The organism is Dactylosporangium sp. NPDC051087, assembly GCF_055586325.1.
In genome coordinates this window covers 14,310-28,925 of record NZ_JBVJIJ010000052.1, presented here as the reverse complement: position 1 = coordinate 28,925, position 14,616 = coordinate 14,310, and the positions used below count along the sequence as shown (strand labels likewise).

The following is a 14,616-nucleotide window of genomic DNA, read 5'->3' as shown; positions in this document are numbered from 1 at the left end:
GTCACCTTACCTATCCGCGCAGCCGTTCGAGACCGTCCAGGAGCAGGTCCAGGGTGAACTCGAACTCGACCTGGCCGTCGCACCAGCCGAGGGTGGGGTCGGTCGCGGCGTGGACCTCGGCGGCGACCATCGCGGTCAGGTGCGGCATGGTGGCGGCGAGGGCCTCGAGCCCGGCCTCGGTGGCCTCGGCGTCCATGCTGCCGCCCGCGGCGGCGGGGCTGAACACCTCCTGCGCGAAGCCGAGCGGCATACTGCCGAAGGCGTGCAGGGCGCGGTGCGCGATCCGGTAGCTGAACCCGGCCCCGACCATGGTGCCGAGGATCCCGTCGTAGTAGCCGAACACGCTGGCCGGGACGGTCCGTCTGGTACCGAGGAGCCCGGGCGCCCACGGGTGCCGCAGCATCACCCGGCGGGCGGCGAGGAACTGGCCGCGCAGGACGTCCCGCCACGTCGCCCCGGCCCCGTCCGCCGCTGTCTTGGTCGCGCCCGCCGCCTCCGCGGTTGTGCCCGCCGCGTCCGCGGTTGTGCCCGCCGCCTCCGCCACGACCTCGGCGACGACGGTGTCGGCGACACCGTCGAGCAGGGTCTCCTTGTCGGGCACGTGGTAGTAGAGCGACATCGCCTCGACGCCCAGGTCGGCGGCGAGCCGGCGCATCGTGAGCGCCTGGATGCCGTGCCCGTCGGCCAGTGTCACGGCCGCGGCGAAGACCCGTTCCCGGCTGAGCGCTTTCCTCATTGCCTTCACCTTACAAGGTATGGTTACCTTACGAGGTAAGGTTGGATATTCCTCGGAGGCCGCCATGGTCCGCACCGCTCGTGTCACCGGTCTGCTCTATCTCGCTCTCGCCGTCACTGGCGGGCTCGGGTTCCTGCTCGTGCGGTCCAAGCTGTTCGTCGACGGCGACGCGGCCGCGACGCTGGCCAACGTCGCGTCGCACGCGACGCTGGCCCGCGCGGGCGTCGCCCTGGAGCTGCTCACGGTCCTCACCCAGGCCCTCGCGGCGCTGTGGTTCTACCGGCTGTTCCAGTCCGTCGACCGGTTCGCCGCCGGTGGGATCGCGGTGTTCGGCACCGTCAACGCCGTCGTCATCCTGGTCAGCGCCGCGTTGCTGGGCACGACGGTCGCCCTCGCCGGCGACCCGGTCGGCGACACCGCCGCCAACGTGCAGGTGCTGTATCTGGTCAGCGGCGCGCTGTGGAGCGTCGGCGGCATCTTCTTCGGGCTGTGGCTGATCCCGATGGGCTGGTGCGCGATCCGGTCGGGCTGGATGCCGCGCGCCCTCGGCTGGGTCCTCGTCGCCGGCGGGGCCGGCTACGTGCTGGCCGCGTTCGCCGCGTATCTGCTGCCGGGCGCGCCGGTCCTCGCGGACGTCCTCGTGGTGCCGGCGACCGCCGGCGAGGTGTGGATGGTCGGCTACCTGCTCGTCCGCGGCGTGCGCCGGACCGCACCCGCCCCCGTCGCCGCGGTGCCCGCCGCGGTGTGACGGTGTTCAATGGCGGCATGGAATGGATCGTGCCGTTCGCCGTGCTGCTGCCGTTCGTGCTCGTGCTGCTGGTCTCCGGCAGCGGGCGCCGGGCCGCCGCCGACGACCACGCCCGCCGGCTGGCCGCGATCGAGCGGAAGCTGGACCTCGTCATGGACCACCTCGGCATCCGCGAGCCGGAGCCGCAGGTGCCCGACGCCGTGCTGCGGGAGCTCCTCGCCGGCCGCAGGATCCAGGCCATCAAGGAGCTCCGGGCAGCGACCGGCGCCGGGCTGCGCGAGGCGAAGGAAGCCGTGGACCTGATCGCCCAGCGGCACGGCATCCCGATCTGACCGTCGCGGCCGCTGCTGCCGGTACACCAGCAGCGGCCGGAACACGGGTCAGCTGTAGTCGAGCGAGAAGCTGCCGTTGGTGAACGACGACCGGCCGGCGGTGCCGGTGATCTCGAAGCCGAACTGGACCTGGCCCACGGTCACGTCACCCCACCAGTTCTGGGTCCGCAGCCAGTTCAAAACGGCGAGGACGTCGACGGTGCCGGCGGTGGTGGTGCTGGTCCGCACGAACGAGAAGACGGCGTTGGCGCCGTTCGAGCCGCGGTAGACGTTCCAGGTGTGGCCGCCGACGCTGACGTTGCGGGCGTTGGGGACCGCGCCGTTGCTGTCGTAGGACTCGGCGATCGGGCCGACCGCGCCGTGCTGGTTCGCCCAGATCATGACCTCGTAGGCGTTGTTGTCGGCCCAGATGTCGTAGGCGGTCGCGTAGTCGCCGTCGGCGGGCACGGTCACGCCGAACGAGCTGCGCACCGAGCTCAGCGAGCTCAGCGTCCGGTTGAGGGTCTTGCCGGTGTGCGGGTAGGACTTCACGCCGCTGGTCCGCGGGTGCTCGGCCACGACGCCCCAGTTGGTGCCGGTGCGGGCCCAGATGGTCTGCGGTCCGGCGCCGGAGCCCCAGACGTCGTTGATGACGGTGTACCCGTTGTTCGTCCACTGGTCCCACGCGCCGGTGGCGACCCATGCCGCGTCGGACGGCACCCCACCGGACGGCGTGCTGCTCGGGGTCCGGCTCGGGGTCGGGCTGCTGGTCACTCCCCCGGTGCAGGCGGTGCCGTTGAGCGTGAAGCCGGCCGGGACCGGGTTGCTGCCCGTCCAGGATCCGTTGAACCCGAACGACGTGCTCGCGCCCGTGCCGAGGGAGCCGTTGTAGCCGGCGTTCCTGGCGGTGACCTGCGACCCGCTCTGGGTCACGGTCGCGTTCCACGCCTGGGTCACCGACTGCCCGGACCCGAACGACCAGACGACGGTCCAGGAGCTGACCGGGTCGCCGAGGTTGGTGACGGTGACGTTCGCCCCGAACCCGCCGGGCCACTGGTTGGCGACGGAGTACGCCACCCGGCAGCCGGTCGCGGCCGAGGCGGGCGGCGCGGTGATGACGACGCCGGCCGCGGCCGCGCCGAGTGCCGCGGTGGACAGGACTACAGCGGTGCGCCTTCGCATGACGACCCTCCCCATCTGGCGCTCTGTCGAAGCGCTTCGACTCGGCAACGTAGGGTCGTGTATCGACAACGGTCAACCGGTGGAGGGTCGCGCCGTGGCGGGGGCGTGAAAGTTTCGGTTCGCGAGGGTGGCGTCACCGCCGTAGTGGGCGAGCACCCGGTGGTCCATGACCCGGCGCCACAGCGGCGGGACCAGGGCGACGACGACCATCGTCGCGTAGCCGGCGGGCAGCCGCGGCGACTCGTCGAACGTGCGCAGCGTCTGGTACCGGCGCAGCGGGTTGGCGTGATGGTCGCTGTGCCGCTGCAGCTGGAACAGGAACACGTTGGTGACGAGCCGGTCACTGTTCCAGCTGTGCCGCGGGTCGACCTTCTCCGGCCGCCCGGCGGCGGTGCGCTGCCGCAGCAGCCCGTAGTGCTCCAGGTAGTTGACCGCCTCCAGCAGCGAGAACCCCGCGATCGCCTGCAGGACCAGCAACGGCAGCACCGTCCAGCCGAACACCGCGCTCAGCCCGGCGAACAGCAGCACGGTCATCGCCCAGCCGTTGAGCACGTCGTTGCGCCACGTCCACGGGCTGCGGCCGCGCAGCCGGAACCGCGCGGTCTCCAGCCGCCACGCCGAGCGCAGGCCGCCGCCGACGGTGCGCGGCCAGAACCGCCAGAACGACTCGCCGAGCCGGGCGCTGGCCGGGTCCTCCGGGGTCGCGACCCGCACGTGGTGGCCGCGGTTGTGCTCGACGAAGAAGTGCCCGTAGCCGGTCGGGGCAAGGGCGATCCGCGACAGCCGCCGCTCGACGAGCTCGCGCTTGTGACCGAGCTCGTGCGCGGTGTTGATGGCGATGCCGTTGACGATCCCGGCGGTGAGCACCAGCCCGGCGCCGTCGACGAGCCCCACCCCGTCCGCCCAGGCCCGGCACGCCACGACCAGCGCGGCGTACTGGGCCGGCAGGTACAGATACGTGATCCAGCGGTAGTACGGCGAGCGCTGCAGCGCCGGCACCGCCTCCTCGGGCGGGTTGCGCAGGTCGTCGCCGAACGCCAGGTCGATGAGCGGGATCAACCCGAAGACGACGACCGGGGTCAGCCACCAGCCCCACGGTCCGGCCCCGGCACCCGCGACCCCGAGGGCGGCGAAGGGCAGGGCGGGCACCACGAGCGCCAGGGGCCACAGCGGCAGGCGGCGGTCCCGCCACACATCGACGGTCATGCCGCCATGCTTTACATATTGCTGTCTTGTGTCAAGAATCTGGACACGAGCAGGCTCGACGTCTAGCATGCTGCCGGTGACGTACCGCGAGACGAACCGTGAGCGGCTCCGCGACACCCTCGTGACCGCCGCCCGGGACCTCACGATCGCCGGCGGCTGGGACGGCGTCCGGATGGCCGACGTCGCCGACGCCGCCGGGGTGAGCCGCCAGACGGTCTACAACGAGTTCGGCGACAAGGCGGGCCTCGCCGAAGCCCTGGCGACGCGGGAGATCGGCGGGTTCGTCGGCGACGTGCGGGCCGCGCTGCACCGGCACGGCCCCGACGTCCGCGCCGCCGCCCGCGCCGCCATCGGTCACACCCTCACCGAGGCCGCCGCCAACCCGCTGATCAAGTCGATCCTGACCAGCGCCGACGACCTGCTGCCCTACCTGACGACCCGGTCGACCCTGGTGCTGACCACGGCCGGCGCCGTCATCGTCGAATGGGCCGCCACACACCTGCCCGGCCACGACCCCGGAGTCGTGGCCCTCGCCGCGGACTCGATCGTGCGGCTCGTCGTCAGCCACATCGTCCAGCCGTCGCCCGCCGCTTCACTCGATCGGACCGCGGACGAGCTCACCGAGGTGCTGGTGCGGCTGCTCGCCGCCTGAGCCGGCCCCCTTCGAGGTCGTAGGCCTCGTCGATGTGCTCCAGACCGTCGCCGCGGTGGGTGAGCAGCAGGACCGTCCGCCCGGCGGCCGCGGCCAGCAGGTCGGCCATGAGCGCGGCCGCCTCCTGCTCGTCCAGGCCCTCTGTCGGCTCGTCGAGCACCAGCACCGGCGGGCCGGCCAGCAGCGCCCGGGCCATCGCCAGGCGGCGCCGCTGCCCGCCGGAGATGGTCGCGCCGCCCTCCCCCAGCCAGGTGTCAAGCCCCGCCGGCAGGCTCTCCAGCCACGCCCCGAGGTGCGCCCTCCCGAGCGCGGTCCGCACCTCGTCGTCGGTCGCCGCCGGCCGGGCGAGCCTCAGGTTCTGCCGCACCGTCGTGGCGAACACGTGGTCCGCGGCATCCCCGACCAGCCCGATCCTGGCCCGCAGGACGGCGTCGGGCAGGTCCCGCAGGTCGTCCCCGCCGAGCCGCACCCGACCCTCGCGGGGGTCGAGCATCCTGACGAGAACGGCCGCGAGGGTCGACTTGCCGCTGCCGGACGCCCCGAACACCGCGACCCGCCGCCCCTGCCGCAGCTCGAGGTCGAGCCCCCGCAACGCGGCCGGCCGCCGCGAATCCCACCCCGCCGTGACCCCCTCCACCGCCAGCACGACCCCGCCATCCACAGTGGACTCCCCCACCGTGCCGCTCCGGGCGGCCGGTCGCTCGCCCGCGCCCGTTCGTCCGGCGGCGTCGCCGGCACGGCGCATCTCTTCCGCCACGGTCACAGCGGGCGGTCCGGCCGCACCGTCCACGCGTCCGGCGGCGTCGCCGGCGCGGTGCGGCTCTTCCGGCGCGGTCGGGGCGGGCGGTCCGGCCGGATCGTCCGAGGTGGACGGGGAGGACGGGGTGACGGGGCGGGGCAGGGTGGTGAGGGCGTGCAGGCGGGCGCGGGCACCGGTGGCCGCGCGGCGGGCGACGGCCGCGTCCGGGAGGGTGAGGGCCGGTTCGGCGAGGACGACCGCGCCGAGCAGCAGGATCGCGGCGACCTCGGCGGGGTGGGTGGCCGCCGGCACGGCGAGGGCCACGCCCGTGACGGCGGCGCCCCAGCCGAGGTGGGCGACGGCCGAGGCGGCGCCGGCGGTGGACGCGGCCGTCGCCTCCAGGCGGGACAGGGCCCGGCTGCGGCGGTCGGGGACGGCGAGCGCGGCTGCGGCGTCGCGGGTCGCGAGGTCCTCGACGCCTTCGACGGTCTCGACGACGGCGTCACGCAGTTCGGCGCGGGCCCGGCCGGTGGCGGCGTCGGCCCGGGCCGCGTGCCGGGCGGCGAGCCACGGCGCGAGGAGCCCCGCGACGGCGATCCCGGCGGCCAGCGCGGCAGCGGCGGCGGGGCTGACCATCGCCGCTGCGGCGACGGCGACGAGAAGCGCGGCCCAGGCGGCGTACGCGGGCAGCCTCCCCCGCAGCACCCCGTCCACCCGCGCGTCCACGTCGTCGACGACCCTGGTGAGCAGGTCGCCGCGGCGGTGCAGGGCAGGGCCGGGGATGCGCGGGACCAGGGCGGCGTACACCTCGGCCCGCCACGCCCCGAGCCGGGCGAACGCGACCTCGTGCGAGACGAGCCGCTCCAGGTAGCGCAGCAGCGGCCTGGCCACGGCGCTGCCCCGCACCAGGACCACGGCACCGGACAGGGTGAGCACCGGCGGCAGGTCCGCGGCCCGGACGAGCAGCCACACCGCCGCCCCGGTGAGCGTGATCCCGGCGAGCCACGACGCCGCACCGAGCACGACGGCCACGCCCGCGCTGCTCATCCACCGCGGCGCAGTGCCCCGTTCAGGAGCGGTTGCCGCGGGTTCAGGGGCGACTGTCTCAGACGCGACGGCGGGGTTCTCCTGGACGGGATTCGCTGCGGCGACGGTACGTCCGGGAGGCGTGACCCGCACGGTCCGGTCGGCGGCGGCGAGGACGGCGGGGCGGTGCGCGACGACGAGGACCGCGCAGCCCTGGGCGGCGAGGGCGCGGAGTTCGGCGATGACGAGACGTTCGGCGGCGGCGTCTAGGTGGGCGGTCGGCTCGTCGAGCAGCACCACCGCGGGGGCGGTCCGGGCCTGCCGGAGCAGCCGGGCGAGGGCGAGCCGCTGCCGCTGGCCCGAGGAGAGGCCCTGGCCGCGCTCGCCGAGCGGGGTGTCGAGCCCGCCGGGCATGGCGAGGATCTCCGTGTCGAGGCCGGCGGTCCGCAGCGCGGCGAGGACGGTGCGGTCGTCGGGCCGGGTCTCGCCGTCGAGGGCGACCGCTTCGGCGACGGTCCGGGCGTGCGGCAGGGTGGGGTCCTGGGGCAGGTACAGCGGCCGTTCCCCGCGCACCGCCACCGTGCCCGCCGCCGGCTGGTGCAGTCCCGCGAGCACCCGCAGCGCCGTGGTCTTGCCCGCACCCGAAGGCCCTCCGAGGGCCACCAGCTCTCCACTGTGGACGGTCAGGTGCGGCAGCCGCAGCGCGTCGACGGCCGCGCCCTCGTGCCGGACCCGCAGGCCCGCCGCCGCGACACCCGGACCCGCCGAGACGGCTCGACCCAGCTCGACCCCCGGACCGGCCGCCGCGCCCGGATCCGCCGTGCCCGGACCCGCCGTGGCGCCCTGACCCGCCGTGGCACCCGGACCCGGAACGGCGCCCGGACTCACCGCGGCGGCTGGACCCGGCGCGGTCGCCGGGCCCGGGACGGTGGCCGGATCCGGGGCGGCGGCGACACCGGTGAGAATCGCGTCGACGTCGGCGATGACCGCGCCCGCGTCGGCGGAGGCGTGGAAGCGGGCCGCCACCTCGCGCAGTGGCCGGTACGCCTCCGGGGCCAGGAGGATGACCAGCAGGGCGGGGCCGAGGTCGAGGCGGCCGGCGGCGACGCGGAGGCCGGCCTCGACCGCGACGAGGCCGACGGACAGCGTGCCGACCAGGTCCAGGGCGGTCGAGGAGAGGAACGCGACCCGCAGCACCCGCACGGTCGCGGCGCGGTGCCCGGCGGTCATCGTGGCGACGGCGGCGGTCTGGCGTTCGGCGCGGCCGTACAGGCGCAGCGTCGCGATCCCGCGGACCGCGTCGAGGAAGTGGCCGGCCAGGCGGGCGCCCGCCTGCCAGCGTTCCTCGGCGCGCCGCTGGGTGGCCCAGCCGATGAGCGCGCCGAGCAGCGGGATCAGCGGCAGGGTGACCAGGACGATGACGGCCGAGGCGGGGTCGACGAACAGCATCGTGGTCACGACGAGCGGCGGCAGGGCGACGCCGAGGACGAGCGACGGCAGGTACCCGCTGAACCACGGCCGCAGCGCGTCGAGCCCGCCGCCGAGGACCGCGACGAGCCGGCCGGTGCCGTAGCCGGCGACCCAGGCGGGTCCGCGGCGCAGCGCCGCGTGCAGCACGGACCGGCGCAGCTCGTCGGTGACGCGGGCCGCGGTGCGCCGCCCGGCGACCTGCTCCGCCCAGGCGAGCGCGGCCCGGGCGGCGTACACGGCGGCGAGCGCGGCGACCGCCCCGGCACCGACCCGGCCGGAGCCCGCGAGACCGACGACGATGCCGGTGAGCACGACGGCCAGGACGACGGTCGCGGCGGCCTGCGCGGCGCCGATGACGGCGAGCGCGGCGATCCCGGCCCGGCTGCTGCGGGCGTGCCGCAGCAGCCGCGGGTCGACCGGCCCCCGAGCCTTGCGAGCGGCCGCACCCGTCGAATCGACCTCGGTGGGCGTCACCGCCGCACCGGACACGGTCTGCGCCGGCGTCACGGCCACAACCATCGCACCGGACGCGGCTTCCGCCGGCGCTACGACCGCACCTGTCGCACCTGGCGCGGTCCGCCCCGGCGTCACGACCGCACCTGTCGCACCAGGCGCGGCTTCCGCCGACGTCACGGCCACACCTATCGCGCCGGGCGCGGTTTCCGGCGGCGTCGCGGCCGGACCTGTCACACCGGGCTCGGTGGGCGCTGGCCTCGCGGTCGCGGCGGACCCCCCGGACGCGGGCTCGGCCCCGACAAAACGGTCAGCCGCCTGCGCGGCGGCGGCGGGGGTGCTCATGAGGCGATCCGTTCGCTCGCCACGCGCTGCCGGAACACGCGGTAGGACCAGGCCTGGTACACGAGGACGCCGGGGAGCACGACGACGGCGGCGGCGCTGATGAGCCGCAGCGCGGGCCCGGTCGCGGCGGCCTCGTCCATCGTGAGCGACCACGCGCCGGACAGGGTGCTGGGCAGGACGACGTCGCCGTTGGCGGTCAGCACGACGACGACGGCGGCGGCCACGGCGAACGCGGTCAGCCCGAACGCGGACGCCTCCCAGCGGGTGCCCGGGCGGCGGCTCAGGACGGCGACGCCAGCCAGCGGCACCGCGAAGACGGCGGCGAGCGCGGGCCCCCCGGTGATCAGGGCCCCGGCCGCGACGACGAGCGCGGCGACCGCGGCGCCCAGGGAGACCCGCCGGGCGAGCAGCGCGGCCCGCCGCCGGACCGGGCCGGTGGTGCGCAGCGCCAGGAAGGTGGCGCCGAGCAGGACCGCCGCGACCAGCGCGACCAGCGCACCGGCGAGGGCGGCCGGGGTGAGGATCGGGGCGAGGGTGCGGCCGAGGCCGCCGCCGGTGACGTCGCCGGTGGCGTCGAGGGCGAGGCCCCGCACGAAGACGGTGAGCACCGCGCCCCACAGCAGCACGACCCCGGCGGAGCAGCCGGCGAGCACGAGGTCGCAGCGGCGGCGCCAGCGAGGGTCGGCGTGCTTGCCGCGGAACTCCAGGGCGACGCCGCGCCCGGCGAGCAGCAGCAGGATCGCGACCATCGGCAGGTACAGGCCGGACAGCAGCGCGGCGTACCAGGACGGGAAGGCGGCGAACGTGACGCCGACCGCGGCGACCAGCCACACCTCGTTGCCGTCCCAGAAGGGGCCGATGGTCCGCACGGCGGCGGCGCGCTCGTGTTCGTCGCGGCCGAGCAGCGGGCTGAGCAGGCCGACGCCGAAGTCGAAGCCTTCCAGGACGAAGAACAGGACCCAGCAGAGGACGATCAGCGCGTACCAGATGACGACCAGGCTCATCGAGGTCTCCTCAGTAGCTCACGGCGGCGGGCTCGGCCGGTGCCGGTGCGCCCGCGTCGGCGGTGCTGAGCGGCTTGCGGGCGAGATGGCGCACGAGGCGCAGCCAGGCGACGGCCAGGACCCCGTAGACGGCGGCGAAGGCGAGCAGCGACGCGAGGACCTCGCCGCTGGTCAGGCCCGGGGAGATGCCGTCGGCGACCTTCGTCAGCCCGAACGCGATCCACGGCTGCCGGGCGGTCTCGGTGAAGATCCAGCCGAGGCTGTTGGCGGCGGACGGCAGCAGGGGCAGCAGCAGGGCGCCCCGGACCAGCCACGGGTTCGGCGTGCGGCCGCGGCGGGTGGCCCACAGGTACAGCAGCGCGAACCCCATCGCGAGCATGCCGGCGCCGATCATGAGGCGGAACGTCCAGAACGCGACGGGGACCATCGGGATGTAGCTGCCGGGTCCGTACGCGGCGCTGTACTGCGCCTGCAGGTCGTCGATGCCGGCGACGGTGGCGTTCGGGCTGCCGTACGCGAGGATCGACAGCAGCCGGGGCACCTCGATGCTGAAGCCGCCGGCCCCGGTGGAGAAGATGGAGAACGGCGCGCCGGTCGTGGTGCTGTAGAGCGCCTCCGCGGCGGCCATCTTCATCGGCTGCACCTGGGTGATGACCTTGCCGAGGTGGTCGCCGGTGAGGGCGGTGAGCGCGCCGCCGGCCGCGGTCATCCAGGCGCCGATCCGGGCGAGGGTGGTGAACGCGGCGCCGTCGCGCAGGTCGCCGCGGCGCCAGGCACCGACGGCGAGCAGCAGGGCGCCGCCGACCATGACGGCGCCGGACATGGTGTGCGGGAACGCGGCCAGGTTGACCTCGTTGAGCAGCAGCTCGCGGAAGCTGGTGAGGTGGGCGCGGCCGGTGACCGGGTCCAGCTCGTAGGCGACCGGGCGCTGCATGAACGAGTTGGCGGCGAGGATGATGAACGCCGAGAGCAGGGTGCCGACCGCGACGACGACGATGGTGGCGAGGTGGACGCGGCGCGACAGCCGGTCCCAGCCGAAGTACCACAGGGCGAGGAACGTGGCTTCGAGGAAGAACGCGAGCATGCCCTCGATGGCGAGGGTCGGGCCGAACACGTCGCCGTAGAAGCGGGCGAACTCGCTCCAGGCGAGCCCGAACTGGAACTCCTGCACCAGGCCGGTGACGACGCCGACGGCGAAGGTGACGATGAGCAGCTTGCCGACGAGCATGGTGAGCTGCCGGTACCGGTCGTTGCCGGTGCGCAGCCAGGCGATCTGCAGCCCGGCGGTGGTCGCGGACAGGCTGATCGACAGCGGCACGAACAGGTAGTGATAGATCGTGACCACGGCGAACTGCAGCCGTGTCAGGTCGAGCACGTCCATGACACCCCCCTCTACGACACTTCGTAGTACATACTACGTGCCGTAGTACGACGCGCACCGTAATTCCGGTTACACTCGAGGCAGTGGAGCGCAGCGGAGGTGGCGGCATGAGCGGCCAGCGGAGCGGCTCGGGCCGCTCATCATGTGACAGGTTCAGCTCAGGCCGACGCCGGAGCGCAGCGCAGGTGGCGGCATGAGCGGCCAGCGCAGCGGCTCGGGCCGCTCATCATGTGACAGGTTCAGCTCAGGCCGACGCCGGAGCGCAGCGGAGGTGGCGGCATGAGCGGGCTTGGGGAGCTGGAGCGCGAGGTCATGGCGCGGCTGTGGGACGCCGGGGAGCCGCTGACCGTCCGGCAGGTGCACGAGCGGCTCGACCCTGACCGGGGTCTGGCGTACACGACCGTGATGACGGTGCTGGACCGGCTCGCGAAGAAGGGCGTCGTCACCCAGCAGAAGGCGGACCGCGCCTACCGGTACGCGGCCACCCAGACCCGCGAGGAGATGACCGCGGCGCTCATGCTCGACGCGCTCAGCGCGGCTCCCGACGGCGCCGCCCGCGACGCGGCCCTCGCGCACTTCGTCGGCCGGATCGGCGCCGACGCCCTCGCCGCGGCACTGAAGGCCGCAGCGAAGCGGTGACCGCGCTCCTGCTGGGCGCGCTCGGGCTGACCCTGTCGCTCGTCGTGCCCGGCCCCCTCGCGCGGGCCCGCTGGACGGCCCGGGCGCCGGGTGCCGCCGTCGCGCTGTGGCAGGCGGTGACCCTCGCCGCGGTGCTGTGCGCGCTCGGCGTGGTGCTCGCCGCGCCCGAGGAGGTCGTCAGGGCGCGCGGCGCCGACCAGACCCTCGCCGTCGCCGCGCTCATCGCCGCCCTGGCGGTGGCCGCCGTGATCGTCGTGCGGCTGCTCGTGTCGTTGTGGCAGGTGGCGTACCGCTCACGCGTGCGCCGCGCCCGTCACCGGCTCCTCGCCGACCTGCTGGACCGGGCGGAGGACCGGGCCGACCTCGACGAGCAGGTGCGGGTCCTCGACGGCGGGCTGCCGTTCGCGTACTGCGTGCCCGGCCGTTCCCCCAGGATCGTGCTCAGTCAGGGCACCCTCCGCCTGCTGGACGCGACCCAGGTCGCCGCCGTCCTCGCCCACGAGCGGGCGCACCTGCGCGCCCGGCACGACGTGGTGATGGAGTCGTTCACCGCCTTCTACGAGGCGGTGCCGCGGCCGTTGCGCAGCCGGGCGCCGCTGGACGCCGTACACCTGCTGCTGGAGGCGCTCGCGGACGACGACGCCGGACGCCGGCACGGCGACGGGCCGGTGCGCGAGGCACTGCGGACCCTCGCCGAGGCGCCCGGCGTCACCGGCACCGAGGACCCCGACCGCGAGCGCCGGTGGCGCCTGGACCGGCTGGCGCCGGGCGCGCCGCGCACCGACGCCCGGCTCGGCGCCGCGGTCTACGTGCTCGCCGTCGCGATCCTGGTGCTGCCGACGGTGCTGATCGTCATCCCGTGGCTGGACCGGGCGCTGCGGCACTGGCCGATCTAGGCGTCGACGACCAGGCGGATCGTGACGGTGTCGCCGAGGTCGATCTCCTCGGCCTTGCGCACGCGGTCCTTCAGCGGCACGACATAGCCGCCGTCCTTGGGGAACAGCGACGTCGTCCACGTCGTGCCGCCGATCCGCACCGAGACCGGGATCATGCCCCAGCCGTACGTGACGAAGGACGCCGCCGAGCGCAGCACCGCACAGTCGTCCTCGGGCACCGTCACGAAGTGGAACGGTGCCGGGCCGCGCCAGTGCCACACCTCGCCGCTGAACTCCAGATCCACGCCGACCAGCGTAGATGCGTGACGTCAGCGGCGCCTGCCGTGCTGCGCCCGGCGCGCCAGGGGCGCGTTGTCGAGGATGACCACGCACTTGTGCTCCAGGCGCAGCCAGCCGCGGCTGGAATACTCGGCGAGGACCTTGTTCACCGACTCGCGTGACGCGCCGACGAACTGCGCCAGCTCCGACTGGGTGAGGTCGTGCATGACCCGGGTCGCGCCGTCCTCGGCCACGCCGAAGCGCTGCGCGAGCTGGATGATCCGGCTGGCGACCCGGCCGGGCACGTCGCTGAAGAGCCGGTCGTCGACGGCGGCGCGGTGGCCGCGGATGCCGCGGGCGATGACGCGCAGCAGCTGCTCCGCCACGTGCGGGTGGTGCGCGATCCACCGGTCCAGGACGGTCTTGGGCAGCACCGCGAGGCGGGCGTCGGCCACGACGGCCGCGGCGACGACCCGGGGGCCGCCGTCGAGCAGCTCGAAGTCGCCGAAGTGGTCGGCCGGCCCGAGCAGCGCCATGAGCCCCTCGCGCCCGTCGCGGGAGCTGCGGCTGAGCTTCACCTTGCCGGACAGCACGATGTAGAGCCGGTCGCCGGGGTCGCCCTCGGCGAACAGGACCGTGCCGCGCTCCGCGTCGAGCCGCTCGAACTCCTGCGCCAGGGCGGCGGCGGAGTCGGGGTCGACGCTGCGGAACAGGTCGGTGGAGCGAAGCGTCGGGTCATAGGCGAGCGCACCGACGGTCCCGGACGTCGCTGCGCCGGACGGAAACGTCAGGACCATGTGCTCTCCCCAGAACGGTGCGGTACTGCGTACCATTGGGACGGTACTGGATACCGCGACCGGAAAGCAACAGGTCAGAGCGATGCGCAAGGATGGGACCGTGACCGCGATTCCCGTACGAGACCGACTGGTCGACGCCGCCCTCGCGCTGTTCGACGAGCGGGGCTACGAGCAGACGACGGCCGATGACATCGCCGACCGGGCGGGCGTCGGCCGCACCACCCTGTTCCGCCACTACCGGTCGAAGGAGGACGTGATCTTCCCCGATCACGACCGCATGCTCGCGATCGTCAAGGAGCGCCTGGCCACGGCGAGCAAGGCCGACACCGCGATCGTCGCGGTCACCGAGACGGTCCGGCTGGTGCTGCTGCGGTACGTGGAGGAGGGCGACCGGGCCCGCCTGCGGTATGCGCTGACCAGCCGGATCGCGACGCTGCGGGACCGGGAGATCGCCAGCGTCGCGCGGTACCAGCGACTCTTCCGCGAGTTCATCGCCGAGTGGATGGGTCAGGCCCCGGGCGCGGCGCTGCGGGCCGAGCTCATGGCGGCGGCCGTCGTGTCGGCGCACAACCACGTGCTGCGCCGGTGGCTGCGGCGCGACACCACCGAGCCGGCCGCGGAGCTCGACGCCGCGATGACGGAGGTGGTGGCGCTGTTCGCGGAGCCGCCGGGCGGGAAGAGCAACGGGACCGCGGTGATCGTCCTGCACGACCAGCGCGACCCCGACGCCGTCGCCGCCACGATCCGCCGGGCGCTGCAGCAGCAGTCCTGAC

At 74.6% G+C, this 14,616-nt stretch carries 14 protein-coding genes; 6 read left to right on the top strand and 8 right to left on the bottom strand.

The features are described 5' to 3' along the window. Positions 1 to 10: 10 nt before the first annotated feature. Positions 11 to 736, bottom strand: coding sequence for a TetR/AcrR family transcriptional regulator C-terminal domain-containing protein (locus ACZ6TV_RS52065; RefSeq protein ID WP_465308623.1), 726 nt, complete (start codon positions 734 to 736; stop codon positions 11 to 13). A gap of 64 nt (positions 737 to 800) precedes the next feature. On the opposite strand from ACZ6TV_RS52065, the gene ACZ6TV_RS52060 reads away from it, so the two are divergent. Both ACZ6TV_RS52060 and ACZ6TV_RS52055 read left to right on the top strand, forming a co-directional pair. Beyond that, entirely contained in the window at positions 801 to 1,484 is a 684-nt protein-coding gene (locus ACZ6TV_RS52060) for a DUF4386 domain-containing protein (RefSeq protein WP_465308621.1), read from the top strand. 17 nt (positions 1,485 to 1,501) lie between these two features. Then, positions 1,502 to 1,816 (top strand): ribosomal protein L7/L12, encoded by a 315-nt coding sequence (locus ACZ6TV_RS52055; protein WP_465308619.1) that lies wholly within the window; start codon positions 1,502 to 1,504, stop codon positions 1,814 to 1,816. A 48-nt stretch (positions 1,817 to 1,864) separates the two neighbouring features. On the opposite strand, the gene ACZ6TV_RS52050 is transcribed toward ACZ6TV_RS52055, so the two are convergent. Then, complete coding sequence (locus tag ACZ6TV_RS52050; RefSeq protein ID WP_465308617.1) at positions 1,865 to 2,977, bottom strand: glycoside hydrolase family 12 protein; 1,113 nt, start codon at positions 2,975 to 2,977, stop codon at positions 1,865 to 1,867. Positions 2,978 to 3,049: 72 nt separating this feature from the next. Further along, complete coding sequence (locus ACZ6TV_RS52045) at positions 3,050 to 4,183, bottom strand: alkane 1-monooxygenase (protein ID WP_465308615.1); 1,134 nt, start codon at positions 4,181 to 4,183, stop codon at positions 3,050 to 3,052. Positions 4,184 to 4,250: 67 nt separating this feature from the next. Here ACZ6TV_RS52045 and ACZ6TV_RS52040 point away from each other — a divergent pair, with 67 nt between their 5' ends. Next, positions 4,251 to 4,835, top strand: coding sequence for a TetR/AcrR family transcriptional regulator (locus tag ACZ6TV_RS52040; protein WP_465308613.1), 585 nt, complete (start codon positions 4,251 to 4,253; stop codon positions 4,833 to 4,835). Here ACZ6TV_RS52040 and cydD read toward each other — a convergent pair. From cydD to ACZ6TV_RS52025, 3 genes are all read right to left on the bottom strand, one after another. Then, positions 4,801 to 8,577 (bottom strand): thiol reductant ABC exporter subunit CydD, encoded by a 3,777-nt coding sequence (gene cydD, locus ACZ6TV_RS52035; protein ID WP_465308611.1) that lies wholly within the window; start codon positions 8,575 to 8,577, stop codon positions 4,801 to 4,803. The genes ACZ6TV_RS52040 and cydD overlap by 35 nt on opposite strands. Before the next feature lie 287 nt (positions 8,578 to 8,864). Beyond that, positions 8,865 to 9,872, bottom strand: coding sequence for a cytochrome d ubiquinol oxidase subunit II (gene cydB / locus ACZ6TV_RS52030; protein WP_465308610.1), 1,008 nt, complete (start codon positions 9,870 to 9,872; stop codon positions 8,865 to 8,867). Between the two features lie 10 nt (positions 9,873 to 9,882). Next, positions 9,883 to 11,253 carry a cytochrome ubiquinol oxidase subunit I gene (locus tag ACZ6TV_RS52025; RefSeq protein ID WP_465308608.1) on the bottom strand — a complete coding sequence of 457 codons (1,371 nt, stop codon included), beginning with the start codon at positions 11,251 to 11,253 and terminating at the stop codon, positions 9,883 to 9,885. A 279-nt stretch (positions 11,254 to 11,532) separates the two neighbouring features. Here ACZ6TV_RS52025 and ACZ6TV_RS52020 point away from each other — a divergent pair, with 279 nt between their 5' ends. Then, complete coding sequence (locus ACZ6TV_RS52020) at positions 11,533 to 11,892, top strand: BlaI/MecI/CopY family transcriptional regulator (protein WP_465308606.1); 360 nt, start codon at positions 11,533 to 11,535, stop codon at positions 11,890 to 11,892. Beyond that, the gene (locus tag ACZ6TV_RS52015) at positions 11,889 to 12,788 is read left to right on the top strand and encodes a M56 family metallopeptidase (RefSeq protein WP_465308604.1); all 900 of its coding nucleotides are present in this window, start codon (positions 11,889 to 11,891) and stop codon (positions 12,786 to 12,788) included. Before ACZ6TV_RS52020 ends, ACZ6TV_RS52015 begins: the two co-directional genes overlap by 4 nt. Here ACZ6TV_RS52015 and ACZ6TV_RS52010 read toward each other — a convergent pair. Both ACZ6TV_RS52010 and ACZ6TV_RS52005 read right to left on the bottom strand, forming a co-directional pair. Further along, positions 12,785 to 13,072, bottom strand: coding sequence for a DUF1905 domain-containing protein (locus ACZ6TV_RS52010; RefSeq protein WP_465308602.1), 288 nt, complete (start codon positions 13,070 to 13,072; stop codon positions 12,785 to 12,787). The genes ACZ6TV_RS52015 and ACZ6TV_RS52010 overlap by 4 nt on opposite strands. A gap of 24 nt (positions 13,073 to 13,096) precedes the next feature. Continuing rightward, entirely contained in the window at positions 13,097 to 13,843 is a 747-nt protein-coding gene (locus tag ACZ6TV_RS52005) for a Crp/Fnr family transcriptional regulator (protein WP_465308600.1), read from the bottom strand. A gap of 100 nt (positions 13,844 to 13,943) precedes the next feature. Between ACZ6TV_RS52005 and ACZ6TV_RS52000 the strand changes: the two genes are divergently transcribed. After that, on the top strand, positions 13,944 to 14,615 hold the full coding sequence (locus ACZ6TV_RS52000; RefSeq protein WP_465308598.1) for a TetR/AcrR family transcriptional regulator: 672 nt from the start codon (positions 13,944 to 13,946) through the stop codon (positions 14,613 to 14,615). Position 14,616 lies beyond the last annotated feature (1 nt).

Coding starts and splice junctions, on each gene's coding strand:
- ACZ6TV_RS52040 (WP_465308613.1), top strand. CDS start 4,251: ATGCTGCCGGTGACGTACCGCGAGACGAACCGTGAGCGGCTCCGCGAC.
- ACZ6TV_RS52020 (WP_465308606.1), top strand. CDS start 11,533: ATGAGCGGGCTTGGGGAGCTGGAGCGCGAGGTCATGGCGCGGCTGTGG.
- ACZ6TV_RS52050 (WP_465308617.1), bottom strand. CDS start 2,977: ATGCGAAGGCGCACCGCTGTAGTCCTGTCCACCGCGGCACTCGGCGCG.
- ACZ6TV_RS52055 (WP_465308619.1), top strand. CDS start 1,502: ATGGAATGGATCGTGCCGTTCGCCGTGCTGCTGCCGTTCGTGCTCGTG.
- ACZ6TV_RS52045 (WP_465308615.1), bottom strand. CDS start 4,183: ATGACCGTCGATGTGTGGCGGGACCGCCGCCTGCCGCTGTGGCCCCTG.
- ACZ6TV_RS52005 (WP_465308600.1), bottom strand. CDS start 13,843: ATGGTCCTGACGTTTCCGTCCGGCGCAGCGACGTCCGGGACCGTCGGT.
- cydB (WP_465308610.1), bottom strand. CDS start 9,872: ATGAGCCTGGTCGTCATCTGGTACGCGCTGATCGTCCTCTGCTGGGTC.
- ACZ6TV_RS52025 (WP_465308608.1), bottom strand. CDS start 11,253: ATGGACGTGCTCGACCTGACACGGCTGCAGTTCGCCGTGGTCACGATC.
- ACZ6TV_RS52060 (WP_465308621.1), top strand. CDS start 801: ATGGTCCGCACCGCTCGTGTCACCGGTCTGCTCTATCTCGCTCTCGCC.
- ACZ6TV_RS52065 (WP_465308623.1), bottom strand. CDS start 736: ATGAGGAAAGCGCTCAGCCGGGAACGGGTCTTCGCCGCGGCCGTGACA.